This is a genomic window from Pseudomonas sp. 1, from assembly GCF_056626735.1.
In genome coordinates this window covers 363,579-390,158 of sequence record NZ_JBWXMQ010000002.1, presented here as the reverse complement: position 1 = coordinate 390,158, position 26,580 = coordinate 363,579, and the positions used below count along the sequence as shown (strand labels likewise).

The 26,580-nt window shown below is 60.9% G+C and carries 27 protein-coding genes; 6 read left to right on the top strand and 21 right to left on the bottom strand.

Annotation, left to right across the window (positions count from 1 at the left end; translation table 11 throughout):
* Positions 1 to 91 precede the first annotated feature (91 nt).
* From AC1MDC_RS04980 to AC1MDC_RS04950, 7 genes are all read right to left on the bottom strand, one after another.
* Positions 92 to 571: a translation initiation factor 2 gene (locus tag AC1MDC_RS04980; protein WP_085696959.1), complete on the bottom strand. Its 480-nt coding sequence runs from the start codon at positions 569 to 571 to the stop codon at positions 92 to 94.
* A gap of 74 nt (positions 572 to 645) precedes the next feature.
* On the bottom strand, positions 646 to 2,085 hold the full coding sequence (locus tag AC1MDC_RS04975; protein ID WP_007950868.1) for an aminotransferase-like domain-containing protein: 1,440 nt from the start codon (positions 2,083 to 2,085) through the stop codon (positions 646 to 648).
* A 201-nt stretch (positions 2,086 to 2,286) separates the two neighbouring features.
* A complete protein-coding gene (locus tag AC1MDC_RS04970; protein WP_480392592.1) occupies positions 2,287 to 3,099 on the bottom strand; it encodes an OmpA family protein in 813 nt (270 codons plus the stop codon).
* Positions 3,096 to 3,452 carry a DUF4398 domain-containing protein gene (locus AC1MDC_RS04965; protein ID WP_170929698.1) on the bottom strand — a complete coding sequence of 119 codons (357 nt, stop codon included), beginning with the start codon at positions 3,450 to 3,452 and terminating at the stop codon, positions 3,096 to 3,098. Before AC1MDC_RS04965 ends, AC1MDC_RS04970 begins: the two co-directional genes overlap by 4 nt.
* A 9-nt stretch (positions 3,453 to 3,461) precedes the next feature.
* Positions 3,462 to 4,298 carry a substrate-binding periplasmic protein gene (locus AC1MDC_RS04960; protein ID WP_480392591.1) on the bottom strand — a complete coding sequence of 279 codons (837 nt, stop codon included), beginning with the start codon at positions 4,296 to 4,298 and terminating at the stop codon, positions 3,462 to 3,464.
* A gap of 80 nt (positions 4,299 to 4,378) precedes the next feature.
* Positions 4,379 to 5,308 (bottom strand): electron transfer flavoprotein subunit alpha/FixB family protein, encoded by a 930-nt coding sequence (locus AC1MDC_RS04955; protein WP_480392590.1) that lies wholly within the window; start codon positions 5,306 to 5,308, stop codon positions 4,379 to 4,381.
* 2 nt (positions 5,309 to 5,310) lie between these two features.
* Positions 5,311 to 6,060, bottom strand: a complete 750-nt coding sequence (locus AC1MDC_RS04950; protein ID WP_085704694.1) for an electron transfer flavoprotein subunit beta/FixA family protein — start codon at positions 6,058 to 6,060, stop codon at positions 5,311 to 5,313.
* 524 nt (positions 6,061 to 6,584) lie between these two features.
* On the opposite strand from AC1MDC_RS04950, the gene AC1MDC_RS04945 reads away from it, so the two are divergent.
* A complete protein-coding gene (locus tag AC1MDC_RS04945) occupies positions 6,585 to 8,249 on the top strand; it encodes an electron transfer flavoprotein-ubiquinone oxidoreductase (RefSeq protein ID WP_480392589.1) in 1,665 nt (554 codons plus the stop codon).
* A gap of 66 nt (positions 8,250 to 8,315) precedes the next feature.
* Here the strand turns inward: AC1MDC_RS04945 and AC1MDC_RS04940 are convergent, their stop codons facing one another.
* On the bottom strand, positions 8,316 to 9,206 hold the full coding sequence (locus AC1MDC_RS04940) for an AraC family transcriptional regulator (protein ID WP_266201506.1): 891 nt from the start codon (positions 9,204 to 9,206) through the stop codon (positions 8,316 to 8,318).
* A gap of 190 nt (positions 9,207 to 9,396) precedes the next feature.
* Here AC1MDC_RS04940 and AC1MDC_RS04935 point away from each other — a divergent pair, with 190 nt between their 5' ends.
* Positions 9,397 to 10,449 carry an NAD(P)-dependent alcohol dehydrogenase gene (locus AC1MDC_RS04935; protein WP_085704698.1) on the top strand — a complete coding sequence of 351 codons (1,053 nt, stop codon included), beginning with the start codon at positions 9,397 to 9,399 and terminating at the stop codon, positions 10,447 to 10,449.
* Between the two features lie 4 nt (positions 10,450 to 10,453).
* Here AC1MDC_RS04935 and AC1MDC_RS04930 read toward each other — a convergent pair whose 3' ends face one another.
* The 6 genes from AC1MDC_RS04930 to AC1MDC_RS04905 all read right to left on the bottom strand — a co-directional run bounded on the left by AC1MDC_RS04930 (position 10,454) and on the right by AC1MDC_RS04905 (position 16,305).
* Positions 10,454 to 11,257: an IclR family transcriptional regulator gene (locus AC1MDC_RS04930; RefSeq protein WP_039770626.1), complete on the bottom strand. Its 804-nt coding sequence runs from the start codon at positions 11,255 to 11,257 to the stop codon at positions 10,454 to 10,456.
* Positions 11,258 to 11,317: 60 nt separating this feature from the next.
* The gene (locus AC1MDC_RS04925) at positions 11,318 to 12,628 is read right to left on the bottom strand and encodes an MFS transporter (RefSeq protein WP_480392588.1); all 1,311 of its coding nucleotides are present in this window, start codon (positions 12,626 to 12,628) and stop codon (positions 11,318 to 11,320) included.
* 175 nt (positions 12,629 to 12,803) lie between these two features.
* Complete coding sequence (gene dgoD / locus AC1MDC_RS04920) at positions 12,804 to 13,952, bottom strand: galactonate dehydratase (protein WP_085696969.1); 1,149 nt, start codon at positions 13,950 to 13,952, stop codon at positions 12,804 to 12,806.
* Positions 13,953 to 13,999: 47 nt separating this feature from the next.
* Positions 14,000 to 14,620, bottom strand: a complete 621-nt coding sequence (locus tag AC1MDC_RS04915; RefSeq protein ID WP_085704706.1) for a 2-dehydro-3-deoxy-6-phosphogalactonate aldolase — start codon at positions 14,618 to 14,620, stop codon at positions 14,000 to 14,002.
* 19 nt (positions 14,621 to 14,639) lie between these two features.
* A complete protein-coding gene (locus AC1MDC_RS04910; RefSeq protein ID WP_227233205.1) occupies positions 14,640 to 15,629 on the bottom strand; it encodes a 2-dehydro-3-deoxygalactonokinase in 990 nt (329 codons plus the stop codon).
* Between the two features lie 193 nt (positions 15,630 to 15,822).
* Positions 15,823 to 16,305 carry a GNAT family N-acetyltransferase gene (locus AC1MDC_RS04905; RefSeq protein ID WP_039770630.1) on the bottom strand — a complete coding sequence of 161 codons (483 nt, stop codon included), beginning with the start codon at positions 16,303 to 16,305 and terminating at the stop codon, positions 15,823 to 15,825.
* A gap of 242 nt (positions 16,306 to 16,547) precedes the next feature.
* On the opposite strand from AC1MDC_RS04905, the gene AC1MDC_RS04900 reads away from it, so the two are divergent.
* The 4 genes from AC1MDC_RS04900 (at position 16,548) to AC1MDC_RS04885 (ending at position 18,418) form a co-directional block, all read left to right on the top strand.
* The gene (locus AC1MDC_RS04900) at positions 16,548 to 17,216 is read left to right on the top strand and encodes an HD domain-containing protein (protein WP_480392587.1); all 669 of its coding nucleotides are present in this window, start codon (positions 16,548 to 16,550) and stop codon (positions 17,214 to 17,216) included.
* An 82-nt stretch (positions 17,217 to 17,298) separates the two neighbouring features.
* Entirely contained in the window at positions 17,299 to 17,643 is a 345-nt protein-coding gene (locus AC1MDC_RS04895) for a hypothetical protein (protein ID WP_085696973.1), read from the top strand.
* A 52-nt stretch (positions 17,644 to 17,695) separates the two neighbouring features.
* Positions 17,696 to 17,950 carry a hypothetical protein gene (locus AC1MDC_RS04890; RefSeq protein WP_227233210.1) on the top strand — a complete coding sequence of 85 codons (255 nt, stop codon included), beginning with the start codon at positions 17,696 to 17,698 and terminating at the stop codon, positions 17,948 to 17,950.
* 87 nt (positions 17,951 to 18,037) lie between these two features.
* Complete coding sequence (locus tag AC1MDC_RS04885; protein WP_227233212.1) at positions 18,038 to 18,418, top strand: Rho termination factor N-terminal domain-containing protein; 381 nt, start codon at positions 18,038 to 18,040, stop codon at positions 18,416 to 18,418.
* A 60-nt stretch (positions 18,419 to 18,478) separates the two neighbouring features.
* Here AC1MDC_RS04885 and AC1MDC_RS04880 read toward each other — a convergent pair whose 3' ends face one another.
* The 7 genes from AC1MDC_RS04880 to AC1MDC_RS04850 all read right to left on the bottom strand — a co-directional run bounded on the left by AC1MDC_RS04880 (position 18,479) and on the right by AC1MDC_RS04850 (position 26,453).
* Positions 18,479 to 19,408 carry a PfkB family carbohydrate kinase gene (locus AC1MDC_RS04880; protein ID WP_480392586.1) on the bottom strand — a complete coding sequence of 310 codons (930 nt, stop codon included), beginning with the start codon at positions 19,406 to 19,408 and terminating at the stop codon, positions 18,479 to 18,481.
* Positions 19,401 to 20,867 carry a purine-cytosine permease family protein gene (locus AC1MDC_RS04875; protein ID WP_227233215.1) on the bottom strand — a complete coding sequence of 489 codons (1,467 nt, stop codon included), beginning with the start codon at positions 20,865 to 20,867 and terminating at the stop codon, positions 19,401 to 19,403. Before AC1MDC_RS04875 ends, AC1MDC_RS04880 begins: the two co-directional genes overlap by 8 nt.
* A gap of 105 nt (positions 20,868 to 20,972) precedes the next feature.
* Positions 20,973 to 21,971, bottom strand: a complete 999-nt coding sequence (locus AC1MDC_RS04870) for an ADP-ribosylglycohydrolase family protein (protein WP_085696978.1) — start codon at positions 21,969 to 21,971, stop codon at positions 20,973 to 20,975.
* Positions 21,968 to 22,681, bottom strand: coding sequence for a GntR family transcriptional regulator (locus AC1MDC_RS04865; RefSeq protein WP_085704720.1), 714 nt, complete (start codon positions 22,679 to 22,681; stop codon positions 21,968 to 21,970). The genes AC1MDC_RS04870 and AC1MDC_RS04865 overlap by 4 nt, the downstream gene beginning before the upstream one ends.
* Positions 22,682 to 22,866: 185 nt before the next feature.
* The gene (gene araH, locus AC1MDC_RS04860; protein WP_085697229.1) at positions 22,867 to 23,835 is read right to left on the bottom strand and encodes an L-arabinose ABC transporter permease AraH; all 969 of its coding nucleotides are present in this window, start codon (positions 23,833 to 23,835) and stop codon (positions 22,867 to 22,869) included.
* Positions 23,836 to 23,847: 12 nt separating this feature from the next.
* On the bottom strand, positions 23,848 to 25,392 hold the full coding sequence (araG, locus tag AC1MDC_RS04855; RefSeq protein ID WP_227233216.1) for an L-arabinose ABC transporter ATP-binding protein AraG: 1,545 nt from the start codon (positions 25,390 to 25,392) through the stop codon (positions 23,848 to 23,850).
* A 56-nt stretch (positions 25,393 to 25,448) separates the two neighbouring features.
* A complete protein-coding gene (locus AC1MDC_RS04850; RefSeq protein ID WP_085696981.1) occupies positions 25,449 to 26,453 on the bottom strand; it encodes a substrate-binding domain-containing protein in 1,005 nt (334 codons plus the stop codon).
* Between the last annotated feature and the right edge of the window lie 127 nt (positions 26,454 to 26,580).

Here is a 26,580-nt window from a genome sequence, read left to right as displayed (position 1 = left end):
ATTCCCTGAACCGGGGTTTTTACGCAGAAACGAAAGTGACTGACCAGTCTCCGACAAAGCGTCTGGTCTGCGGGTCACCGATGGGGACGATTTATTGCTTGAACTCGAAATCCAGCGCCGCGCCTTCGACTTCCCGACGCTCCTCATTGCGCAGCTGCAACTGCATTTCGTTGCTGAGCAAACGGCCGTTGAGCTGGAACCCGCTGTTCTTGTCGCCGAACATTTGCGGCAGGATCGGTTCGCGCTTGGGCAGCGTCACGGAGCCAGGCGGTTTCAATTCCTGGACCATGTCTTTGGGCAGACTCAAATCGAGCTTCGTGGACGGCAACGGCGTCTTGGCCACTTCTTTCGCCGACTTGGACTTGGAAGCGACCGGAGCGCGCTTCTTGGCTGGAACAGCCTTTTTCTGCGGTTCTTTCTTCGCTGGAACGGCTTTCTTGACCGTGACCGTTTTTTTCGCGGTGGCTGCAGCCGGCGTCTTTTCCTGAGCCGCGGCCGCCGTCGCGCCAGGCACATGACCCATCATCAACAGGCAGAGCACAACCCAGGCGACAGAAAATTTCGCTTTCATGAACCCAACGAAGCTAACGGCAGAGGGCCATATGCTCGCCTGTTGGACGCCACATGACAAGCTCCGCCACTGTTTCAAAATCCGCCGGCCATCTCCTGGCAGAGCTGGGTCGCCAACATGCCAAGGGTCATCAGCGCCCGTTCCGCTTCACGATTCCACGGTATGCCGCAGTTCAACCGGATGCAGTGGTTAAACTGCTCGGTGTTGCTGAAAATCAGGCCCGGCGCAATGCTGATGCCCTGTTGCAGCGCCCGCACGTGCAATTCCTGGGTGTTGACCCGCCCCGGCAGACTGACCCACAGAATGAATCCGCCGGTCGGCCGGGTCATCTGTGTGCCTTCGGGAAAGTACTGCTGAACCGCCAGCTGGAACGCACTGAGATTTTTTCGGTATTCCTGGCGGATGTACCGTAAATGCCGGTCATAACCACCGTTTTCCAGGTAAGCCGCGATGGCCATTTGCGTGACACTGCACGCCGAATGGGTGCTGAAGGTCTGCAAGCGCTGAATTTCCTGCTGATACTTGCCGGCGATCATCCAGCCGATGCGCACACCGGGGGACAACGTCTTGGAAAAACTCGAGCAATAGATCACCCGATCGAGCCGGTCGTAGGCCTTGAGCGACTTGGTGCGGCCCTGCTCGAACATCAACTCGCCATAGATGTCGTCTTCGACAATCTGGATATCGAAGTCCGAGGCCAGTCTCAGCAGTTGTTTTTGACGCTCCTCTGGCATGGTGCCGCCGAGCGGATTACTCAGGCGCGTGGTCAGCACCAGCGCCTTGATCGACCATTGGTTGGCCGCCAGTTGCAGGGCTTCGAGGCTCATGCCGGTGGCGGGGTCGCTGGGGATCTCGATGACTTTCAGGCCCAGCAGATCCGCCAGTTGCAGCAGTCCGTAATAAGTCGGTGATTCGGCGGCGATCAGGTCGCCGGGGCGGGTCAGCACCCGCAACGACATCTGCAAGGCGTCGACGCAGCCGTGGGTGATCACCACTTCCGAGGGGTCAACGACCACGCCTGCATCGCGCATGCGAATTGCCACTTGCCGGCGCAACGGTTCGAAACCGGGGCTGAACATATAGCTGAACGCCCGAGGGCTGTGAAATCGGGTGACCTTGGCCAGTTGCTGATGCAGGGCACGCACTGGCAAGTAATCGACACTCGGCACCGCCGCTCCCAGCGGGAACACGCCTTCACGACGTGATTCGACCAATACTTGCTGAATGATGCTGCTGCGGGTGACCAGGCCTGGCCGTTCGACCCGGGCGATGTCCGGCGTGGGCGCCGTCAGTGCGGGAGTCTGGTGCACGTAGTAACCGGACTGCGGCCGCGCGCGGATCAGGCCCTGATCCTCGAGGTTGGCGTAAGCCTGCAGCACCGTGGCATGGCTGACGTTGAGCTGCGAACTCATCTTGCGCACCGAAGGCACGCGCTCGCCCGGTTGATAGACGCCACGGCGGATATCTTCGGCCAGCTGTTGAGCAATACGTTGGTAGAGCAAGAGATTGGTCATGACGCAGCACTCGATTTCACGGGCGTTTTATTCTTGTGTGAAACAATACCGGAACAGTTTGGAAGTGTACTGGGACAGTTGCCATATTAGTCAACCATACAGTGCTGTGTCGGTGAAATCTGTACTGCTTTGTGAGGTAATCGACAGACGTAAAAAAGCCCGGCGCTGCCTGACAGCCCGGGCTTTCCAGTAACGCCACCCTCAGCGGGCGGCGCCGAGCTGGCCTTTTTCGTCGGAGAACACGATTTCAACCCGACGATTCTGTGCACGCCCGCGCTCGGAAGCGTTGGCGTCCACCGGGTATTCGTCGCCGTAACCTTCGACCTGAATACGCTTTTCGTCGATGCCCAGATCCGTCAACACGTCTGCTACCGACTGCGCGCGATCGCGGGACAGTTTGAGGTTTTCCTGTTTGCCACCGGTGCTGTCGGTGTAACCCTCGATACGCACCACGCGTTTCGGGTTGAGTTGCAGGAACTGCACGATTTTCAGCACAATGCGGTTGGCCGAGTTTTTCAGTTCGGCTTCACCGGTGTCGAACAGCACGTCACCCAGGGTCATCACCAGACCACGGTCGGTCTGGGTAGTGGCCAGTGCAACGATCTGCTCTTCCAGCCATTTACCCTGCTGTTGCACGCTCAGCAGTTTGGACTCGCGCAGTGCCAGTTGCAGGCGTTGGCGCTCCAGTTCCAGCTTCGCTGCGCGCTCTTCGTTGAGGACCTGATTGGTGTGCTCACGGGCAATTTCGCTGTAGCGCTGACTCAGGTAGGCGTAATGCACCACGTCCGAGCCGCTGCCCCAGTACGTCGACAGTCGATCGGCACGGGCCAGGGACTCGCCGGCACGAATCACGTCTTTCGGCGCGATGCGCAGCACGTTGGAATCCTCCTTGACCTTCTGGAAATCGGTGCTGGCCTGCTGCAATGCGGATTCGCTGTGCTGACCGGCGCAGCCGCAAAGGCTGGCGCAACCGGCAAGGATCAGAGCGCCAATGGCTTTGGACTTCAGGCTCATTGGGCATCCCCCAGTTGCTTGCGCAGTCGGACGATGCGGGTATTGAGCACATTCACATGCTCTTCGCTCTTCTGGGTCAACACTTTGGCTTCCGCCAGACGTGCGTCGAGTTCGGCCTGTTCGAATCGCATTCGCGCATTTTTGTAAGACTCACCCGCCATACTGCCTTTGGCCCGGTTGAACTTGTCTTCTGCCAGTTTCATTTCCGGCACGTCTTCGGCGGTGGCGCCCACGGCTTTGGCTTGCTCAAGGGCCTGCTCGGTCAGGCGCATTTGTTCGTTGGGTGCCGGATCGCTCGCGCAACCGGCCAGGGCCAGAACGGCCATGGCCGCGAAAAGAAGTCGATTACTCACTAAAAATCCCTACTGTTTTGGGGCGCTGACAGGTGCTTGCGGTGGCTGTTGCTGCTGCGCCTTCCAGCGCTCGATGTTGCGTTGCAGCGCGGCTTCCGTCAGGCCGGACGCGGGCAATTCTGTCATCTTTTTGGCCAGCTGTCCGCGCAACCACGGATCGTTGCAGGCCGAGTTGTGCGAAACCGCCAGGAACAGACCAGGCCGATCGATAGGTTGTTCAAAGGCCAGCAGATCATTGGCCATACCCAGTGCCTGCGTGGCCGCCATGCCCGAATAGCGACCGGCCAGTACATATTCCACCTCGCCCAGCAGAAGTTTCTGAAACGCCTGGGTCAGGTTTGCCGTACGGGTCAGGGTCAATTGCTGCTCGGCGAAAGTGCCGAATGCCGGAGTCATTCGAGACTTTTCCGACAAGCCGCCGGTATGCCCGTGCAGATCAATGGCTTCGGTGTAAACCAGCGTCGAGCCTTTACGCGTCCATACCAGGTAATCGTTTTCCAGCAACGGCGGGTGAATGTAGTCGAAATTTTCCAGCTCATTGAAGGTCATCGGCGCGTCGGCCAGCATGTCCATGCGCCCGCTGCGCACTTCGTCGAGGGCCTGGGAACGCTTGCCGGCATACAGCAGTTCGACTTTGATGCCCAGATCCTTGGCCACCTGTTGCAACAGGTCGGCACTGGCACCGATCAGTTGTTTGGGATTCTGCGGATCCTGCCAGAGGTACGGCGGTGCATCCGGGCTGCCGGTCACGACGAGCCGCTCGCACTTGCCCGCCGCCACCGACAGGCCCGGCAACAATGCCAGCCCCAGTAACCACGAGCAGCCCAACCGACGATGCAGATCCATGGCGAAACGCTCCCACTCAAATCCGAGACAAAAAAAAGCCCGACCAAAAGGTCGGGCTCTTTATAAGTGAAGCAGCCGGATTAGACCAGCTTCTCCAGCTCAGGTACGGCTTCGAACAGATCCGCAACCAGGCCGTAATCGGCCACCTGGAAGATCGGTGCTTCTTCGTCCTTGTTGATCGCAACGATCACTTTGGAGTCTTTCATGCCGGCCAGGTGCTGGATCGCGCCGGAGATACCGACGGCGATGTACAGCTGTGGAGCAACGATCTTGCCGGTCTGCCCGACCTGCATGTCGTTCGGTACAAAACCTGCGTCGACCGCAGCGCGGGAAGCACCCACAGCGGCGCCCAGCTTGTCGGCCAGAGCGTACAGGTGCTTGAAGTTGTCGCCGTTCTGCATGCCACGGCCGCCGGAAACGACGATCTTGGCAGCGGTCAGCTCAGGACGATCGGACTTGGCCAGTTCCTCGCTGACAAAGCTGGAAGTGCCGGCGTTGTGAGCAGCAGCAACCGCTTCAACAGTAGCCGAACCGCCTTCAGCGGCAACCGGGTCGAAACCGGTGGCACGCACGGTGATCACTTTGATCGCAGCGGTCGATTGCACGGTAGCGATGGCGTTACCGGCGTAGATCGGACGCTTGAAGGTGTCAGCGCTTTCTACCGAGATGATCTCGGAGATCTGGTCAACGTCCAGCTGGGCGGCAACGCGCGGCAGGATGTTTTTGCCGTTGGAAGTGGCAGCAGCCAGGATGTGGCTGTAGCCAGCGCCCAGCTCTGCTACCAGCGGAGCGACGTTTTCCGGCAACTGATGCGCGTAGGCAGCATTGTCAGCGTTCAGGACTTTGCTCACGCCAGCGATTTTCGCAGCGGCTTCAGCCACGGCGCCAGCGCCCTGGCCCGCAACCAGAACGTGGATGTCGCCACCGATTTTGGCAGCGGCAGCAACGGTATTCAGAGTGGCCGGGGCCAGCACCTTGTTGTCGTGTTCGGCGATTACCAAGATAGTCATGATTAGATTACCTTCGCTTCGTTTTTCAGTTTCTCGACCAGTTCAGCCACCGACTTGACCTTGATGCCCGCGCTGCGTGCAGCCGGCGCTTCGACTTTCAGGGTCTTGTTGGTGGAGGCGGTGGAAACGCCCAAAGCATCCGGAGTCAGCGTCTCGAGAGGCTTCTTCTTGGCTTTCATGATGTTTGGCAGGGACGCATAACGCGGCTCGTTCAAACGCAGGTCGGTGGTGACGATCGCTGGCAGTTTCAGGGAAACGGTCTGCGCGCCGCCGTCGATTTCGCGGGTCACGGCGACGGTGTCACCGGAAACTTCGACTTTAGAGGCGAAAGTGCCCTGACCATAGCCGCTCAGTGCAGCGAGCATCTGGCCGGTCTGATTGTTGTCGCTGTCGATGGCCTGTTTGCCCAGGATCACCAGCTGAGGCTGTTCCTTGTCGACCACGGCCTTGAGCAGTTTGGCCACGGCCAGGGAAGTCAGGTCTTCAGCGGATTCGACGAGGATGGCGCGGTCGGCACCCAGAGCCAGTGCGGTACGCAGCTGTTCCTGAGCAGTGGACGGACCGATGGAGACGACGACGATTTCAGTCGCAACGCCTTTTTCTTTCAGGCGTACGGCTTCTTCCACTGCGATTTCGCAGAACGGGTTCATCGACATCTTGACGTTGGCGAGGTCTACGCCGGAATTGTCCGCCTTGACGCGAACCTTGACGTTGTAATCCACAACGCGTTTGACAGCTACAAGAACCTTCATGGATTCCTCGTTACTCTCCGGTGAAAAGAAAGTCGCCTAGGCGAACCTGGCGGTTGATGCTCATCGGGCACAAGGGCACCTCTAAAAACGCCGGCTGAGCGGGATGACCGTTCGTCAGTCGTGACCGACGAGTCATGCCGCGCCGCGGTGTGTAAACTGCGCGCCAAACCTGCGCTGCGCATCACCGGTTACCGCCTACGCCCTGTCTTTAGAGGTGCTCTTGAAACCACCATTCAGCCTACGGCGAGCGCAAAACCGCCCGTATCTTGACCGGAACGCCCATTCTGGTCAATACGCCAAAATGCCCTGTCATAAGCCGCGCTTCTTTGATTTCTCTGGCCTGGAGCCGATTCAAACAAACGTTTGTATTGGACGCTAAGAGTGGTGTAGATATAATGCGCCGCCTAGAGAGAAAGGTGGTTTGCCCATTATTAGCCTTGACGTTAACGTAAAGGCAATAACGGATACGACACCGAACCTCCAAATTAGAAAAAAACTGTTGAGCCTTGAGTAGGAGATAGCCTGTGGAACGCGAATACATGGAATTCGACGTGGTCATCGTCGGTGCCGGCCCCGCTGGCCTGTCCGCCGCCTGCCGTCTGAAGCAGAAGGCCGCCGAAGCCGGTAAGGAAATCAGCGTCTGCGTGGTCGAAAAAGGCTCGGAAGTCGGCGCGCACATCCTGTCCGGCGCCGTATTCGAACCACGGGCCCTGAACGAACTGTTCCCGGACTGGAAAGAACTCGGCGCTCCGCTGAACACGCCAGTCACCCGCGATGACATCTTCGTGCTGAAAAACGCCGAAAGCGCGCAGAAAATTCCTGACTTCTTTGTGCCCAAGACCATGCACAACGAAGGAAACTACATTATTTCCCTCGGCAACCTTTGCCGCTGGCTCGCTCAGCAGGCCGAAAACCTGGGCGTGGAAATCTACCCTGGCTTCGCCGCTCAGGAAGCGCTGATCGATGAAAACGGCATCGTGCGCGGGATCATCACCGGTGACCTCGGCGTCGACCGCGAAGGTCATCCGAAAGAAGGCCTGTACACCCCGGGCATGGAACTGCGTGGCAAATACACGCTGTTCGCCGAAGGCTGCCGTGGCCACATCGGCAAGCAACTGATCAAGCGCTACAACCTCGACAGCGACGCCGACGCCCAGCACTACGGCATCGGCCTGAAAGAAATCTGGGAAATCGACCCGGCCAAACATCAGCCAGGCCTGGTCGTACATACTGCCGGTTGGCCGATGGACATCATGGGCACCGAGAACACCGGCGGCTCCTTCCTCTATCACCTGGAAAACAACCAGGTGGTGGTCGGTCTGATCGTCGATCTTTCCTACAGCAACACCTACCTGTCGCCGTTCGACGAGTTCCAGCGCCTCAAGCATCACCCGGTACTGAAGCAATATCTGGAAGGCGGCAAGCGCATCAGCTATGGCGCACGTGCGATCTGCAAGGGCGGCCTGAACTCGCTGCCGAAAATGGTGTTCAAGGGCGGCGCATTGATCGGTTGCGACCTCGGCACCCTGAACTTCGCCAAGATCAAGGGCAGCCACACCGCGATGAAGTCCGGCATGCTCGCCGCTGAATCCGTGGCCGACGCGCTGTTCGCAGACAAGGACGGCACCGAAGAGCTGACCACTTATGTCGACGCGTTCAAGAAGAGCTGGCTCTACGAAGAACTGTTCGCCAGCCGCAACTTCGGCCCGGCGATCCACAAGTTCGGCGCCATCGTCGGCGGCGGTTTCAACTGGCTGGACCAGAACATCTTCGGCGGCAAACTGCCGTTCACCTTGCACGACACCAAGCCGGACTACGCCTGCCTCAAGCTCGCGGCCGACTGCAAGAAGATCGACTACCCGAAACCCGACGGCAAGATCAGCTTCGACAAGCTGAGCTCGGTGTTCATCTCCGGTACCAACCATGAAGAAGAACAACCGTGCCACCTGAAGCTCACCGACCCGAGCATCCCGCTGAGCAAGAATCTGCCGCTGTACGACGAACCGGCGCAGCGCTACTGCCCGGCCGGCGTTTATGAAGTGATCACCAAGGAAGACGGCGAGAAGCGCTTCCAGATCAACGCCCAGAACTGCGTGCACTGCAAGACCTGTGACATCAAGGACCCTTCGCAGAACATCACCTGGGTGACGCCGGAAGGCGCTGGCGGCCCGACCTACCCGAACATGTAAGTCGACCCGCTGGACACCAAGGCTCCCGAAACGGGGGCCTTTTTGTTGCCCGCGATTTGTACAGGATCACGCCGCGCGTTCATCCCCCGGACTGCGTTCGAAATAACGTTTGTACTCGCGACTGAACTGCGACGTGCTCTGATACCCCACCCGATGCGCCACCTGTGCAACCCCCAGCCCCTCGGCGATCAACAACGTCTGCGCCTTCAACAAACGTAAACGCTTCAAGTACTGCACCGGCGACAGCAGCGTGCTGCGTTTGAAGTGTTCGTGAAAGGTCGAAACGCTCATGTTCGCGCAACTGGCCAACGTCTCGACGTTCAAGGGCTCGGTGTAGTGCGAGTGCAAATGGCTGATCGAAGCCGCGATACGGGCAAACTGCCCCTGCTGCTCCACCAATGCCCGCAACACATCGGCCTGAGGTCCGCGCAACGCGACGAACAACAATTCACGCACCCGCGCCGGCCCCAGAATCTGGCACTCCAGCGTATCGTGCAGACAACGCAGCAGGCGCTCGACGCAACCGCGCATGTCATCGTCGAGCACCACCGAGGTCATCGATTCCGGTGTCTGCGCCGGAATATGCCGTCCCGGCGCCAGCCCCATGGCCAGCACCAGTTCACCGAGCAGCACCCGGTCGATCGCCACCGACACGCCAAGCAACGGTGCGTCCGGCAACGCATAGGTTTCGCACTCGAACGGCACCGGCAACGCCTGAATCAGATAATGCCCAGCGCCGTACTCCATGGTGCGCGGCCCCAGATACGCGAGCTTACTGCCCTGGGCGATGATCATCAGGCTCGGTTCATAAATATGCGGGCCACGGGCGACATCGCAACTGGCGCGCAACACCTGCACGCCCGGCAGCCCGGTCTGGCTGTAACCATCGCGCAGCGCCAGCGGTTCGATCAGCGAAACCAGGGTGGCGTTGGCGTCAAGGTGGCGGGTCAATTGCATCGGGTGGCTCTTCAGAAAAATCACGGAAAAAGGGATGAACGCATCATCGCAGATCCTTTTGCCAATGCGACCGATCAACCCCGCATGCCGGAGGATTAGGCATGACACCCGGAGGAATCGCCATGGCCGGACGACCGGGCGGCGCCCAGAATGCGCCGCCTCACCTGTCACTGCTTTTGCGAGGTTTCACATGTACACCGCCATTGGCTACGCCGCTCAAACGGCCACCACTCCCCTCGCCCCGATGAAGTTCGAACGCCGCAGCCCACGGGCCGACGACGTCGCCATCGAAATTCTGTACTGCGGCGTCTGCCACTCCGACATCCATCAGGCGCGCAACGAGTGGGGCATCGCCGTTTACCCGTTGATGCCCGGCCACGAGATCGTCGGAAAAGTCACCGCCGTCGGTGCGAATGTCACCAGGCACAAGGTAGGCGATCTGGTCGGCGTCGGCTGCATGGTCGACTCCTGCCGGACCTGCGAAGCCTGCCAGTCGAACCTGGAGCAATACTGCCTCGAAGGCCCGACCATGACTTATGCCACCCCGGATCGGGTCGATGGCAGCAACACCATGGGCGGTTATTCGGACAGCATCGTGGTCAGCGAGCACTTTGTGGTGCGCATCCCCGAGAAGCTGGATCTGGCAGCCGCCGCGCCGATTCTCTGCGCCGGCATCACCACCTATTCGCCGCTCAAGCACTATGGCGTGAAGGCCGGCGACAAGGTCGGGATCCTCGGCATGGGCGGCCTCGGCCATATGGGCATCAAGTTCGCCAAGGCTATGGGCGCTGAAGTGACGCTGTTCACCCGTTCGGCAAGCAAGGCTGAGGAAGGTCGTCGTCAGGGCGCCGATCACGTGATCGTCTCAACCGACGAGGAACAGATGAAAGCGGCGGCCGGTCGATTCGATTTCCTGCTGGACACCATTCCGGTGCAGCACGATCTGAACCCGTACCTCGATACCCTGCGCTTCGACGGCGTGCACATTCTGGTGGGCCTGATCGAACCGATCGATCCGCCGGTCCACGCCGCCAAACTGGTATTGGGCCGTCGCGTATTGGCCGGCTCGCTGATCGGTGGCGTCGCAGAAACCCAGGAAGTGCTGGATTTCTGCGCCGAGCACAACATCAGCTGCGACATCGAAATGCTCGATATCCGCCAGATCAACGAGGCTTACGCCCGCATGATCGCTGGCGATGTGAAGTACCGCTTCGTGATCGATATGGCGACTCTGAAGCTCTGATTCCTCAGACCTTCAAGCCAAGCTCCGCCGAGAGCCGGGCCGTGACCCCTTTGATCAGGGGAATCAGCTCGGCCATTTTCTCCAGCGGCATGTACGGCACGGTGCTGGCGATGCTGATGGCCGCGACGATGCGCTTGCTCGCGTCGCGGATCGGCGCCGCCACGCAACGGATCGACGGTTCGTTGTCTTCCAGGTCGAACGCGTAGCCGCCGGCCACGTATTCGGTCATCCGCTGCTCCATCTGCTCCCACGACTGCTGAGGGTGCTGCGGCCAGAACTGACTTTTCCCACCCGCCGGCAGGCTGATGTCGTACAGACGCTGCCAGTCCTGCGGTGCGTCATCCAGCATCAGCGCCTTGCCGATCCCGGTCCGCGCCAGCGGCATGCGATGGCCGACCCGCGAGCGCATTTCCGGGCCGTTGCGCCCCGGATTCTTCAGCAAATAAAGCACCTCGTCGCCTTCACGAATGCCCAGGTGAACGGTGTCGCCGGTCAGCGCCGACAACTCGTCCAGGTAAGGCCCGGCCAACGTCACCAGCGGTAACTCTTCGCGCGCCTGAAAACCCAGCTCAATCAGTTTCGGCCCCAGCAGATAACCGACTTGCGGCACGACGCGCAGGTAGCGCTCGTCCACCAGACAACTGGCCAGACGATGAGTGGTGCTGCGCGTGGTGCCGATCAGGCGGGCAATCTCTTTGAGATCGCGGGCGCCACTGGCGACGGCTTGCACTACACCCAACCCGCGCAGCAGGGTCTGGGTGCCGGTCGGCGCGGCGTCCTTGGCGGTTTTTGGGGCGTCTTCCTGCATATCCAGCCTTTAGCGTTGAGCGAGGGAACGGGCGGCATTATGGTCGCCCGACATAGCCGACTACAACTCGATGCGTTCGACCTTGCCCACCAGCAGCACGTAGGACAAAGCACCGATCAATGCCAGAACCGCGATGTAGGTGATTGCCGGGGCGAACGAATCACCACTGGCCAGGAAGCCGATGACAATCGGCGTGGCAATCGCCGACAGATTGCCGATGAAATTGAACACCCCACCGGTCAAGCCCAGCAAGCGCGCCGGTGCCAGTGTCGAGACCAGCGACCAGGTGATCGACGCCAGTCCGTTGCCGAAAAACGCCAACGCCAGGAAGGCAATCACCAGCGGCGTCGACTCAACGAAGTTGGCGCCGATGATCGAGGTGGAAATCAGCAGCCCGCCAATGATCGGCAACTTGCGCGCAAACCCGACGGTGCAACCACGACGAATCAGGAAGTCGGAAAAGAACCCGGAGCACAGCACGCCGATGAACGCGGCGAGAAACGGCAGCGACGCCAGCAGGCCGGACTTAATGAAGTCCATGCCGCGATATTTCACCAGATAGGTCGGGAACCACGTCAGGAAAAACCACAGCGTCGAGTTCAGGCAGAACTGGCCGAGGTAGATCCCCCACAACTTGCGTTTGCTGAGGACGATGCCGAGATCGGTCCAGCTGAATTTCGCCTTCACCTTGGCAGTTTCGGCTGCGATATCCACCAGGCCGCCGCCCTCGCGAATCAGGTCGATTTCGCTTTGGTTGGCACCTTTGAAATCACGCGGTTCGCGATACACCGCGTACCAGATCGCCGCCCACACGATGCCCACCGCACCGGTCACGATAAACACCATGTGCCAGCCAAATTCATGTTGCAGCCACGCCAGCACCGGGGTCAGAAACGCCAGCCCGACAAACTGCCCGGAGGTGTAGAAACCGATGGCCGTAGCCCGTTCACGCTCGGGGAACCAGGTCGTCACCACGCGGCTGTTGATCGGATACGCCGGCGCTTCCAGCGCACCGACCGCCATGCGCAGCACAAACAGCGCGATGAAACTGGCGGCGAAACCGAGCATCACGGTGGCCAGCGACCACAGCAGCAATGCGACGCTATAAAGGATGCGCGGCGGCACCCGGTCCACCAGCCAGCCGCCGGGGATCTGCATTGCGGCGTAGGTCCAGCCGAACGCAGAGAAGATCAGCCCGACGTGCACCGGGTCGATGCCCAGATCCGTCGTCAGTGCCGGGGCGGCAATCGACAGGTTGCTGCGGTCGAGGTAGTTGATGACCACGGTGATGAACAGCAACACCATGATGAAAAATCGCTTGCGGCTGGGCGTGACTGACGTCGCTTGCCCGGTGAGGGTTTGCGGTTGCATGGGGAGCGCCTCTTCTTATGTTTATTGAGGTCGAGGGTTGTTGGCGAGATCGTTCCCACGCTCTGCGTGGGAATGCAGCCCGGGACGCTCTGCGTCCCAAGAGCGGACGCAGAGCGTCCATTGAGGCATTCCCACGCGGAGCGTGGGAACGATCGCTTAGAAGGGAATCAGCGACTCACCACTCGGCAAAACTGCCATCGGCATGACGCCAGATCGGATTGCGCCAGCGGTGGCCGACCGCCGCGCGTTCGATGACGTATTCCTCGTTGATCTCGATCCCCAGTCCCGGGCCGTTGGGGATTTTCACAAAGCCTTTGTCGTAGTCGAACACCTGCGGATCCTTCACATAATCGAGCAGGTCATTGCTCTCGTTGTAATGGATGCCCAGGCTCTGCTCCTGGATAAACGCGTTGTAACAAGCGGCGTCCAGTTGCAGGCACGCCGCCAGCGCGATCGGCCCCAGCGGGCAATGCAGTGCCAGCGCCACGTCGTAGGCTTCGGCCATGTTGGCGATCTTGCGGGTCTCGGTGATGCCGCCGGCGTGGGACGCATCCGGCTGGATGATGTCGACGTAACCTTCGCTCAACACCCGTTTAAAGTCCCAGCGCGAAAACAGCCGCTCGCCGAGGGCAATCGGGGTGCTGGTCAGCGGTGCCAGTTCTTTCAGCGCTTCGTAGTTTTCGCTGAGCACCGGCTCTTCGATGAACATCAGCTTGTACGGGTCGAGCTCCTTCATCAGCACCTTGGCCATGGGTTTGTGCACCCGGCCATGGAAGTCGACGCCGATGCCGACGTTCGGCCCGACCGCATCGCGCACGGCGGCAACGTTGGCCAGCGCCAGATCGACTTTCTCGAAGGTATCGAGAAATTGCAGTTCTTCGGTGCCGTTCATTTTCACCGCCGTGAAACCACGGCCCACCGCCTCTTTCGCGGCCCGCGCGGTGTCCGCCGGACGGTCGCCGCCGATCCACGAATACACGCGGATCTTGTCCCGCACCTGACCGCCAAGCAGATCGCTGACCGACACACCGAGGGCCTTGCCCTTGATGTCCCAAAGCGCCTGGTCGATGCCGGCCAGTGCGCTCATATGGATTGCGCCGCCCCGGTAGAAGCCGCCGCGATACAGCACGGTCCAGATGTCTTCAATGTTGCGTGGGTCTTTGCCGATCAGGTAGTCGGACAATTCCTCAACCGCTGCGGCGACCGTGTGGGCGCGGCCCTCGACCACGGGCTCGCCCCAACCGGTCACACCCTCGTCGGTTTCGACCTTGAGGAAGCACCAGCGCGGCGGGACGATGAAGGTGGTGAGTCTGGTGATTTTCATCTCTTGTCTCTCTTGTTGGATGCAGCGCACGCAGCGCCGGAAAAGTCTTAGTGAAGGGCTTTCCAGGCCGCCACGTAGGCCTTGGCATTGGCCGCCACTTGCTCAGTCGTCATGCCCGGTTTGAACAGCCCGGAGCCGAGGCCGAAGCCTTTGACGCCAGCGTCGATGAACGCCTGCATGTTGTCCGGCGTGATGCCGCCGACCGGCGCCAGAATCGTCCCGACCGGCAACACCGCCAGCCAGGCTTTCACCACCGCAGGTCCCATCTGCTCGGCCGGGAACAGCTTGAGAATGTCCGCGCCCTCCTCCAGTGCCGCGAAGGCTTCAGTCGGTGTGGCAACACCCGGCGACAGGTAAAGCCCCGCCGCTTTTGCAGCCCGCAACACCTTGGCATCGCTGTGGGGCATGACAATGACCTGGCCGCCAGCCTCCTTCACCCGTTCGACCTGTTCCGGGGTCAGCACCGTGCCGGCACCGATCAGGCAATCGGCGGGCAGGGTCTTGCGCAGGGTGCGAATGCTTTCGTACGGCGCGGGGGAATTGAGCGGTACTTCGATGACGCGAAATCCGGCGGCATACAGGACTTCTCCGACAGCGGCGGCTTCCTGCGGATGCAGGCCGCGCAGGATCGCGATCAGACCGTTTTGCGCCAGTGCTTGCTTGAGCATGTCAGGCCTCCAGTCAGGGTTAACGGGGTGAGGAATCGATCAGTCCGGCGGCGAGCGCCAGTTGCCACAGACCACGCTCGGTGGCTTGCTCGGCCAGAGTCACCCGGGCGAAACCACAGGCGTCGAGGGCCCGGCTGTAACGGGCGCACAATTGCGCGTTGCCGATGAGGATGATCGAAGGAAGATGTGCGCTGTTGCGCCGGCGTCGTTGCACTGCGGCCAGCGCCGACAGTTCATGGCCGATCAACAGGCCGGACAGATAATCCGGTTGCGCGGTGGCGCTGAGTTCACCGGTCAGGCCCAGACTGCGGGCGCTGAACAGGGTCGACAGCACGCCTGTCTCGCCCTCTGCCGACAACGCCACTTGCACGCCGCGATCAAATGCCTCGGCGTCGAACGTCGCGCTGTGCTGTTGGGTACGACCGAGAATGCTGTGTTCGCTGAGCACGGCGAACACTTCGCCGGTCATGAAGGTATCGAAACGGGTGATGCAGCCGTCGGCCACTTCCACCCATTTTGAATGACTGCCCGGCAGGCCGATCAGCAGATCATGGGTCGCCTCGAGCGGCAGATTCTGCAGGACGCCGAGGACCTGGGTTTCTTCGCCGCGCATCACGTTCGGCAGTGCCGAGCGCTGAATCACACCCGGCACGATATGCACATTTACACCGCGAAGACTGCGAACGGTTTGCAGGGATTTTCCGAGATCGGCCACATTGGCCGGCGTATCGCGGTAGGACGCTTCGCGCCAGCCCTGAGCGCTGCCGACCATGCCGCAGGCAATCACCGGCAAGCCGGGCTGCGCATCGAGCCAGTCGCCGCATGCCTCGTCGAACGCCAGTTCAAAACCCTCGGCGCATTCACGACCGTTGATGACCCGCGGCGTCTTCGGCAACTGCATGATCCCGAACGACAGCGACCGCTGCGCCAGCACCTGCCCGCCCGCCCCAAGTTTGTAAGCACGTAGTGAGGTCGTCCCCCAATCGAGCGCGATCAATTGCGCCAGCATCGCTTCACCTGTTTTGTTATTGGCAGTGAGTGAGCTGGACTATAAACCCGGGCACAACAAAATCTCAATATATAAATATCATTCCCACATTATGGGATGAGGCAAAAAAAATATCGCAGGCAGAAACAGCGCCTACAGAGAAATTCAATTTCCCTGCAGGAATCGTCTCGGGCTGCGATATTCCTGGCGCGGCTCAGTTGCCCTCGGCAAACTCGCGCAATACCTTGCCATCCATGCGGTAACGCACCCACTCTTCCTGCGGCTGGGCGCCGAGGGATTTGTAGAATTCGATGGCCGGGGTGTTCCAGTCCAGCACGCTCCATTCGAAGCGGCCGCAGTCGTTGGCGCAGGCTATTTTCGCGAGATGGCGCAGCAGGGTTTTGCCGGCGCCGCCGCCCCGTTGTTCCGGGGTAATGTAGAGGTCTTCGAGGTACAGGCAGTTGCTGCCCAGCCAGGTCGAATAGCTGAAGAAGAACACCGCAAAACCGATTGGCAGACCATCGCGCAGGCAGATCAGGCCATGGGCGGTGGCGCCTTCGCTGAACAGACTGCGCTCGATGTCGGCGACGCTGGCGATAACTTCGTGACGGGCCTTTTCGAAGTCTGCCAATTCGGTGATGAACGCGAGGATTTGCGGAGCATCGCTGGGGGTCGCCGGGCGGATTTCGATCGTCATGGACGGGCCTTGTCGGAAAAAGGAAAACGCCATACTAAGGTGCCGCGCGGCGCTCGTCACATGGCAATCCAAACACTACCCTACTCAATCACAGAAACACGGCGATCCGTGTGGGAGCGAGCTTGCTCGCGAAGGCGTCCCGCCAGTCGATGGAGGTATTGCCTGTGCCGAGGTCTTCGTCGGATCGCCGCCCGGAGCAAGCTCGCTCCCGCAAGGATTGTTGTTTGCTTTATAGGACATGCATGAACACGATCGCTTTCGAACCCCTGGCCTCACTCGCCGCCGAACTGCTACCCCATGCGCTGGAACCGTCGGAGGACGGCGCTCATGATCTGTCGCACCTGCAACGGGTGTGGCACAACGTGCGCACTTTGCAGGCCGAGGAAGGTGGCGACCTTGAGGTGCTGCTGGCGGCGGTGTTGCTGCACGATTGCGTCGCGGTGGAAAAGAACTCGCCGCTACGTTCACAGGCTTCACGCCTGGCAGCGAAAAAAGCATCAACGGTATTGGCAAACCTGAACTGGCCCGAAGCCAAAATCAGCGCCATCATCCACGCCATCGAAGCCCACAGTTTTTCCGCCAACATCACCCCGCTCACCCTCGAAGCCCGACTGTTGCAGGACGCCGACCGTCTCGACTCCCTCGGCCTGCTCGGCGTTGCCCGCACCTTCTACACCGCCGGACGTATGGGCAGCGCGCTGTACGACCCGAACGATCCCGAGGCTCGGGAAAGGGACTACGACGACACGCGATTCTGCCTCGATCATTTCCAGACCAAACTGCTGCACCTCGCCGACGGTTTCCAGACCGCTGCCGGTCAGCGTCTGGCGCAAATCCGTCATCAGCGCCTGAAGGGTTTCATGGAGCAATTCAAGGAAGAGATCGGCCTCGAAAGCACTCAGCCCTTCTGAACCGTTCGTCGATCATCAGGCACCAATCTTTCACGAGGGCAGACCAACATGAGGTAAGGATTTCAATCACTGGAGACACCCTATGATCCCGTCAAGGTTGACTGCGCTCGTATTCGCAACCCTCCTCAGTCCTGCGGCATTCGCCGCCTCGACCACCGCCGCCGGCACCGGGCCGACCGATCCGGTCACCCAGCCCAGAGCACCCGCCATCAACAGTGCCCCCGGTATGAATACCGACGGTTCGGGTGTACCGCTGATCAACCAGCCACCCGCGACGGGAACCGATCCTCGCACCCAGGGCAGCGATCCCGGCCGCCAGGGCGGGATGAATACCCCCGACGCTCCGGCCGCCCCCGACAACGCCGGTCCCGGCGTCGGCTCGAAAACCACCACGGGTGGTTCGGGCTCTGAAGGCGCAGGACAGTGATCCGTACTTCATCCACGCAACGTGTCTTATCCACTTCCCTGAAGAGGTAACCATGAACGTCGATAAAAACCTGGAAAAAGAAGTCCTCACCCGCCTGTTGCATGCCCACCCAAGCGGCCTCGGTAAAGAGGTGCTGGACAATTATCGCGGCGAGAAAGTCGTGGCCGGTGCCCTCGCCGCCCTGCAGGAGCGTGGACTGATTCACCACGGCCACATCACTTGCAATGAAGCGGGAGAGCATTCGCTGAATCTGCCGATCAAGCTCAGCGCTGCAGGTGTGGAAGCGGCGCGTAAGCTCGATAACTGACGCTTCCGGTCACTGGCGCAAGCAGTGTTCGGATGCATTGCCTGCGCCGGTCATTCCGAGATTCATTCAGCCACCAGGAGACCTGCCATGCCTCGTGGAAGCAAAGCCAAATACACTGCCGAGCAAAAGCGCAAGGCCGCGCACATCGAAGACAGCTATGAACAGAAAGGCGTTCCGAAGGACGAAGCTGAAGCGCGAGCCTGGGCGACGGTAAACAAACAGTCCGGCGGCGGTGAGAAAGCCGGTGGCTCCGGACGCCGAAAACCCGCCAGCGCCAAGGCCGACGATCGCAAGGAATCGGCGCGACGCGCGACTGTAAGCCGTGAGGGACATTCGCGCGATAGCAAGGCTTCACGCGAAGTGCAAACGGTCGAGAGCCTGCGCAAGGAGGCCCGGGAGCGGAAAATCCCCGGGCGTTCATCGATGCGTAAAGATGAGTTGATTGCGGCGTTGCGCAGAGCCGGTTAGGTCCAGACTGGATGTAACGGCTGAAGGGCTTATCGCTGGCAAGCCAGCGATTGCGATCGTTCAGTCAGTGCATTTTTTGCTGATCAGCACATCAACCTCGGCAGTGCCAGGAGCGGTCGCCGGGCCCCATCGGGTGACGGCCAACGCAGCCGCAGCGTTGGCGCGCCTTGCGGCCTGGTGAGCGGTCAGTCCCTGCGCCAACCCGGCCATGAACACACCGGCATGCGCATCACCCGCGCCATTGCTGTCCACGGCTTGTACCTTGAAACCCGGTACGTGCTGGCGTTCGCCCCGCTGATGAATCCAGCAACCTTGCGGGCCGTCGCGCACGACCATCAGCACTTCCTGCGGCAGGTGCACGGTCAATCGGTCCAGCGCGGTTTCGATGTCGGCTGCGCCAGTGAAGCGCAACGCCTCGACGCGGTTGCTGGTCCACACATCAATGCGCGGCAACAACGCCTGCATCATCGATGAGTCCGGAGTTTCCACCAGCGGCCCCGGATCGAACACCACGTTGATCGCCTTCGGCAACGCCAGCGTCCAGTCCAGCAACGCCTTGGCCTTGCCGCTGTGCAGCAGGCTGTAGCCGCTGACGTAGACGTAGTCCCCCGGCTCGGCGGCGATGCTGTTCAGCTCCGCCGCCGTCACTTCACCTTCTGCGCCGATGTAGGAAATGAAACTGCGTTCCGCCGACGCATCGGTCAGCGCCACGCAGATCCCGGTGTCGCGTTCTGCAGGCTGTTGGATACCGATGCGGATGCCTTCGGCGTTCATCGCCTGGCGCGCCAGATCGCCGAACCGACCGTTGCCGTGGCGACCGAGATAGACCACCGGCATGCCATTACGCGCAGCGGCAGCCATTACATTGAAGCCGCCGCCAGCTTCGAAACTGGCGGACTGCGCCAGCACGTCACCACCGATTGGCGGCAGCGCATCCACGGCCATGACCAGGTCGATGATGACCTGGCCGGTGTGCAACATCTTAGGCATGAGCATTCTCGGATTGCGCAGCGCGGCGATCTCTCGCCCCGCCGAGTACGAAGTAAATGCCGCCGGCGACCACGAACGTCACAATCCAGCCGAGGCCGTTGTGGCCCAGCCACGAGTCGGACAGGAAGCCCTTGAACCAGACGTTTTCAGCCGTGGTGCCGATGGTGGTGAAACTGAAGCCCAGCACGATCGCAATCGCCCACGCGCCGAATGCGCGCCACTCGATGCCGCCGTTGTACCAATAGGCGCTGCTCGGGCTGACGTCGAGCAGGTCTTTGGGGCTGTAGTAGTGACGATGAATCAGATCGACCACGAAGATCCCGACCCATGCGGTGATCGGCACGGCCAGCAACGAAATGAAGGTGATGAACGGGCCGTAGAAACTGTCGGCGATCAGCATGAAGTAGATCGAACCGGCGAAAATCGCAACGATATCGACCACCACCGCGTACACGCGTTTGACTTTCAGGCCGAGGGTCAGCGTGGTCAAACCGGCGGAGTACACCGACAGGTTGTTCGACAGCAACAGACCGCCGAACGCGGTGATCAGGTACGGCACGGCCATCCAGGTCGGCAGCATGTCGCGGATCGCCACGATCGGGTCAGTCGCCGAAGCGAGGTCGTTGTTGCCGACCGACAACAGGCCGCCGAGGGTAATCAGCAGCACCAGTGGAATCCCCGCGCCGAACGCTGCCGACGCCACCAGGCGCACGGCTTTAACGCTGCGATGCTGATAACGCGACATGTCGGCGCCGGCATTGGCCCAGCCGATCCCGGTGCCGGCCGCCATGGTGCCGATACCGATGATCATCGCGCTCATCGGCGCCGGGGTGGCGTTGAACACCGCGCTCCAGTCGATGGTCGCGCAGAGGAAGCCACCGACCAGAATGTTCAGCGCGCCGAACACGTAAGTCGCCCACTTCTGGATCACCAGCAAAGTGGCGTGGCCAAGGCCGGACACCGACAAGGTCAGCAGCACGAAAATCGCGATGAAGATCAAAGTCAGCACCGGTGCGCTTTTGGCTTCCACCGGCGAGCCGAACAGGATCGAGCACAACGACAACAGCACAAACGCCGCCGTGGTTGTGTTGACGGTTTCCCAGCCCAGGCGCGACATCAGCGACACCAGCGTCGGGCCGATATTGCCGCGCACCCCGAAGATCGCCCGCGACAGGGTCAGGCTCGGCGCACGACCGCGACGGCCGGCAATCGAGATGATCCCCACTACCGCGAACGAACCGGCAGCGCCGAGGATCGCGACAATGATCGCCTGCCAGATCGCCAGGCCGCGAAACGCAACCAGCGTGGCGCCCAGCGGCAGGCCGAGGATGGAAATATTGGCAGCAAACCAGACCCAGAACAGTTGCAGCGGATGGCCGTTGCACTCGCCTTCCGGCACCGGTTCGATGCCCCGGGTTTCCAGTTGCCCGACACTTTGCCCGGCGTTCGATGAACTCATGAAAAATGCTCCTGTTTGCCTTTATTGTGGTTGTGGCAATGACGCAGAACGACTAGACATCCCGCCCTTCCTGGGCCTGTCTGCGCGATCCATTGCGGGTGAATATCAGCGCAAGGCCAACAGCCCTGTCACCAACGGCTCAAGCTCCAGATCGTTGACGGCCTTCACCGTTTCAATCATCGGTGCCGGCCAGCTCTGCAGGCCCAGGCAGGCCCCGAGCATGGCGCCGAGAATCGCGGCGATGGTGTCGGTGTCACCCCCCAGGCTCGCGGCCATGCACAGCGCATCGAACGGCGTCATTTCACCGACCGCGACTTGCTGCGCGAGGGCGAACGAGACCACCACCGATTCCTGCGAGGCCACCGAGGTGCCGATCACGTCGTACAGCAGATCCGCGAGCAACACCGGATCGCTCTCGACACTGATGCTGCGCGCCCAACTGATCCGCGACGCGATGCGCCCGCCGGCCACCCAGTGCCCGTGCGCTTCCGCTTGCTGGGCAATCTGTTGACCGAGGTTCAGCGCCTCGCCCAGATCCAGGCCGTTGATGCCGGCCGAGACCACCGCCGCCACCGCCGCCGCGCTGGAAATCCCCAGCGTGGTGTTGTGAGTGACCTGACACGCTTGCACCACCGCCGCGATAAAGCGCTCGGGATTGGCGACATCCGCCGCGATTCCCACCGGGGTGATGCGCATCGCTGCGCCGTTGGTGGTCCCATAGCGCCCGGCCTCTTCCGGCGAATGGCCGGCGAGGATCATTTCGATCGCACGTTTGGTCGACGGGCCGAGCAAGTCCTGCGAGCCCTTGGCCTGCATCTCGGCTTCCCATTCGATCAGCCGTTGCGCCAGCACCGCCGGCTCGATCCGGCCGCGACCTTCGACCAGCAATTCGCCGACCAGAATCGCCTGTTCGGTGTCATCGGTGATCGAGCCCTTGGGCATGTTCGCGGCAATCGGTTGCAACGGGCCGGCGTCTTGCAGATCGGTGATCTGGCCGAAGCGCTGCCTGATGGTTTCGCGGTTCAGGGATTGCGTCGGCATCCCCAGCGCATCGCCGAGGGCCAGGCCGTAAAACGCGCCCAAGGCACGGTCAAGGGCGGTCATTTCGATTCTCCGAATTGCAGGTGCAGACGAAAATGCACCGGGTCGAGCAGGCTTTCGACCTGTTCCATGAAACGGTTCTGCCGGTCGTAGGTGGTGCGCAATGCCTTGAGGAACACCGTGCCTTCCGGACGACCGAGCAGTTCGGCGTCCACCGCGTTGAGCGGTTCGGCGCCGATCCATTGATCGCCGCGCTCGCCGATATAGCCGTAAGCGGCCAGGGTGATGGTCAGGGAATTGTCGATCAGGCCGACCCGCGGCAAGCTTTCCAGGCCTCCGGAGGCGGGCATCAGAGAGCGTTCAAGGGACACCGCCGTGCCATCGTTGGAACGGCGGCGACGTTCGAGAAGAATGAATTGATCGGAGCCGAAACGCGCAAGCAGATCCGCGCGAGTCACGGCTTCCAGACGCAGCACGTCGGTATTGATCATCGCCCCGCTGTCGGCCAGGGCCTGGGCCCAGCCGCTGCGCTGATCGAGCACCATCCCGTCAAATGTGACGATCGAGCCGACCCCGCTTTGCGTGGCGATGTAATTGCGCCGCTTCAATTCGGCCAGCGCTTCGCGCAACGTGCCTCGGCTGACGTTGAATTCCTGAGCCAACTGATGCTCGCCAGGCAACAGAAAACCGTCCTCCATGAGGCCGCTTTCGATGCGTCGGACGAGCTCGTCGACCACCCGTTGTTTCTTGTCAAATCGTACCTGTCTAATCATGTACAAATTGATAACCGAAACAAGACAGGACGAGCAAGGAGTATTTATCCGGGAGTGACGGAAGGTTCGGTAGAAAAGGTTAACTGTGGGACCTGACTTGCTCGCGATAAGGCCTGCACATCCGACATCAACGTGCCGGATCTACCGCTATCGCGAGCAAGTTCGCTCCCATAGGGTATTGCGGATTACCGTTGCTTGAGTCGGTCGATAACCACAGCCAACAGCAGAATCGAACCCCGAATCACGTACTGATAAAACGTGTCGATATTCTTCAGGTTCATCGCATTCTCGATAATCGCCAGAATCAACACCCCGGCAATCACATGCCGGATCATCCCGATCCCGCCGCTCAACGAAACCCCGCCCAGCACGCAAGCCGAAATCACCGTCAGCTCGAAACCCTGCCCGATCATCGGCTGCCCGGACGTCATCCGCGACGCCAGAATCACTCCCGCCAGCGCACCGATCACACCATGCACCGCAAAGATGATGATCTTCGTGCGATCAACATTCACCCCCGCCAGCAGAGCCGCTTCCTGGTTGCCACCGATGGCCATGGTGTTGCGCCCGTAGGTCGTGTAGTTCAGCAACCAGCCGAAAAACAGGAAGCAGACAATGGTGATCAGGATCGGCACCGGCACGCCGAACAACTGGCCGTTACCGAACACGAAAAACGATTCCTGGGACACCCCCACCGCTTTGCCATTGGCAAAAATGTAAGCCAGGCCACGGACGATCTGCATGGTCGCCAGCGTCGTGATCAGCGCATTGACCCGCAACTTGGCGATCACGATACCGTTGATCAAGCCGACGATCAGGCCCATCACCAGCGCGGCGCTGACGCCGAGGAACACGCTGTTGGTATCGCGCATCACCACCGCCGCAACCACCCCGGCGCAGGCAATCACCGAACCTACCGACAAGTCGAAATGCCCCGACGCCAGGCAGTACAACATGGTGCATGCCGCGATGCCGGTGGTGGAAATCGCCAGGCCCAGGCCACGCATGTTCAGCGGCGAGAGGAAGTTGTCGATCAGCAAAGTGCAGGCGAGAAAAATCCCCACCGCTGCCAGCAACATGACCCAGTCATCGAGGAAGCGCCGCATATCCAGAGGTTTGCGCGCGGTCGGCAGGGTTTCGTTTTGGGTTGTCATCATAGTCACCTCTCAGTTCGCCACGCCGTCAGCGCGGTGGCGCGGCAAAGCCAGTTGCAGCAGGTTGGATTCGTTGGCCTGGTCGCGGCTGACTTCGCCACGCAGGGCGCCCTCGCACAGCACCAGAATGCGGTCGGAAATGCCCATCACTTCCATCAGATCGCTGGACACCACGATTACCGAAATACCATCGGCGGCCAGGTTATGGATGATCTGGTAGATCTCGGCCTTGGCGCCGATGTCGATGCCCCGGGTCGGCTCGTCGAGCAGCAGGACTTTCATCGGCATCGACAGCCAGCGGCCGAGAATCGCCTTCTGCTGATTGCCGCCGGACAGGAACTTGATCTGTTGCCCGGCGTGGGGCGTTTTCACTTTCAGGGCCTTGATCTGTTTGTCGGCGTTACCCTTTTCCCAGATCCCGCGCAGCAGGCAACCGAGCCCGGAGTTCGCGCCGCGCGCACTGATGTTGATGTTCTCGGCGACACTGGCCAGCGGGATGATGCCCTCTTTCTTGCGATCCTCCGGGCACAGCAGAATCCCGGCGGCAATCGCATCCCGAGGCGACCGCAGCTTCAGTTCATGGCCGCGCAATTCCAGGCGTCCGGCGGTGTTTCGCTCCAGACCGCTGAGCAGCCGGAACAACTCGGTGCGCCCGGCCCCGACCAACCCGAACAGCCCCAGAATCTCGCCTTTGTGCGCATCGAAACTGATCGGCTCGCGCAGGCCCGGGCCGAGCAAACCATCGACTCTCAGCGCCACGGCACCGCGCGGGCGGCCGCGATAATCGTAGATGTCCTGAATGTCGCGCCCGACCATGCAGGTCACCAGTTGATCGTGGGTCAGCTGGCTCATGTCGTCGAAAGTGCGCACGTAGCGACCGTCCTTGAACACCGTCACCGCGTCGCAGATACGGAACACTTCCTCCATGCGATGGGAGACGTAGAGCACCACTTTGCCCTCGTCGCGCAGTCGGCCGATGATCGCCATCAAGCGGTCGATTTCCCGCGCCGAGAGACTGCTGGTCGGTTCGTCAAAAGCAATCACATGGGCGCCACGGGACAGTGCCTTGGCGATTTCGACCAGTTGCCGCTGGCCGAGGGACAGGCGTCCGACCTTGGTCTGCGGGTCGATTTCATCGGCCAGCCCCTTGAGACAAGCCAAGGCCTGCTGACGCAGCGCGCCGCGATTGATCAAGCCGAAACTGGCCGGCAGATGACCGAGGAACAGGTTCTCGGCCACGGTCATTTCCGGCACCAGATGCAGCTCCTGGTGAATCACCGCCACGCCGCTGCCGATGCTGTCGGCAGTGCACTTGAAGGCCATCGTCCGCTCGCCGATCTGCAACTCGCCGCTGCTCGGGATGTAGGCGCCGCCGAGGATTTTCAGCAGGGTCGATTTGCCGGCGCCGTTCTCGCCCATCAGGGCGTGAACCTGCCCCGGGTGCGCGACGAAACTGATGCCGTCCAGCGCCTTCACGCCCGGAAAGGTCTTGCCGATCCCGTTGAAACGCAGGCTGCCACTGGCGCTGTGTTCTTGTGTCTGTACTTGCGCGTGCATTTAAGCCACCTCATCACACCGTTCAAGCGGCCCGGCTGCCCGGGCCGCCGCTGCCGTCAGTTCCACAGGCCGATCTTCTCCAGCTCCTGCTTGAAGTTGTCGCGGGTGATCAGAGTGACGTCGTCCATCGCGGTGTACTTCGGCGGTTCCTTGCCGGTGGTGACCCACTCAAACATCATCTCGGCAGTCTTGTAGCCTTCGATGTGCGGGCTCGGCAGCATCGAACCGTAGAAGCCGCTGTTGGGCTTTTTCAGCTCGCCGATGGCGTCGGTGCCGTTGATGCCGATACCGATCACGTTGGCGGCGGCAAACCCGGCGGCTTCGGTGGCGCGCACGCCGCCCAGCACGGTGTTGTCGTTCATACCGCCGATGATCAGGTTCTTCGCCGCGCTCGGCAGCTTGACCAGCGCCGAGTTGGTGGCGTCCATGCTGCCCGGTACGTCGAGGGTTTTCAGGGCGGCGGTCAGGATGTGCTCTTTCGGCAAGCCGGCGTCTTCGAGCGCTTTCATCGAACCGTCGGTGCGTTTCTTGCCGGTGTCGAGTTCGTTGTAGGTGTTGACCACCGCGTAGGTGTCCTTCCAGTCCCAGTTACGCTTTTTCGCCTCGGCGGCCATGGCAGCGCCCTGCTTCTGGCCGACTTCGAACGCGGCCATGCCGAGGTACGGCACGTCTTCCATGAACTTGCCATTGGCGTCGACAAAACGGTCGTCGACGGCAATGACTTTCAGATCATTGAGCTTGGCCTTCGCCATGATCGCAGGGCCGAGGGACACGTCCGGCGGGCAGATGACGAAGCCCTTGGCGCCGTTGGCCGCAAGGCTGTCGATGGCCGAGAGGGTTTTCTCGCCGTCCGGCACGGCGATCTTGATCAGCTCGAAGCCTTTGTCCTTGGCAGCTTTCTCGGCGAAGGCCCATTCAGTCTGGAACCATGGCTCTTCGGCCTGCTTGACCAGGAAACCGATTTTCACAGGGTCAGCGGCCAGCAGCGAACTGCTCAGGCTGAACGCAGTAACCGCCAGCGCGGTACTGCAAAGGGTACGAATCCCGAAACGACGTTTCATAAGCAGACTCCTTGTTATTTTTCTTGAGCGTTATTTGAAAAGCGTTACAGCGGTCGAAGCGTTTGCCGCAAATCATGACGACAATAGTCATATCGTATGATGATTGGATTTCAGGCAGACGTTCCGC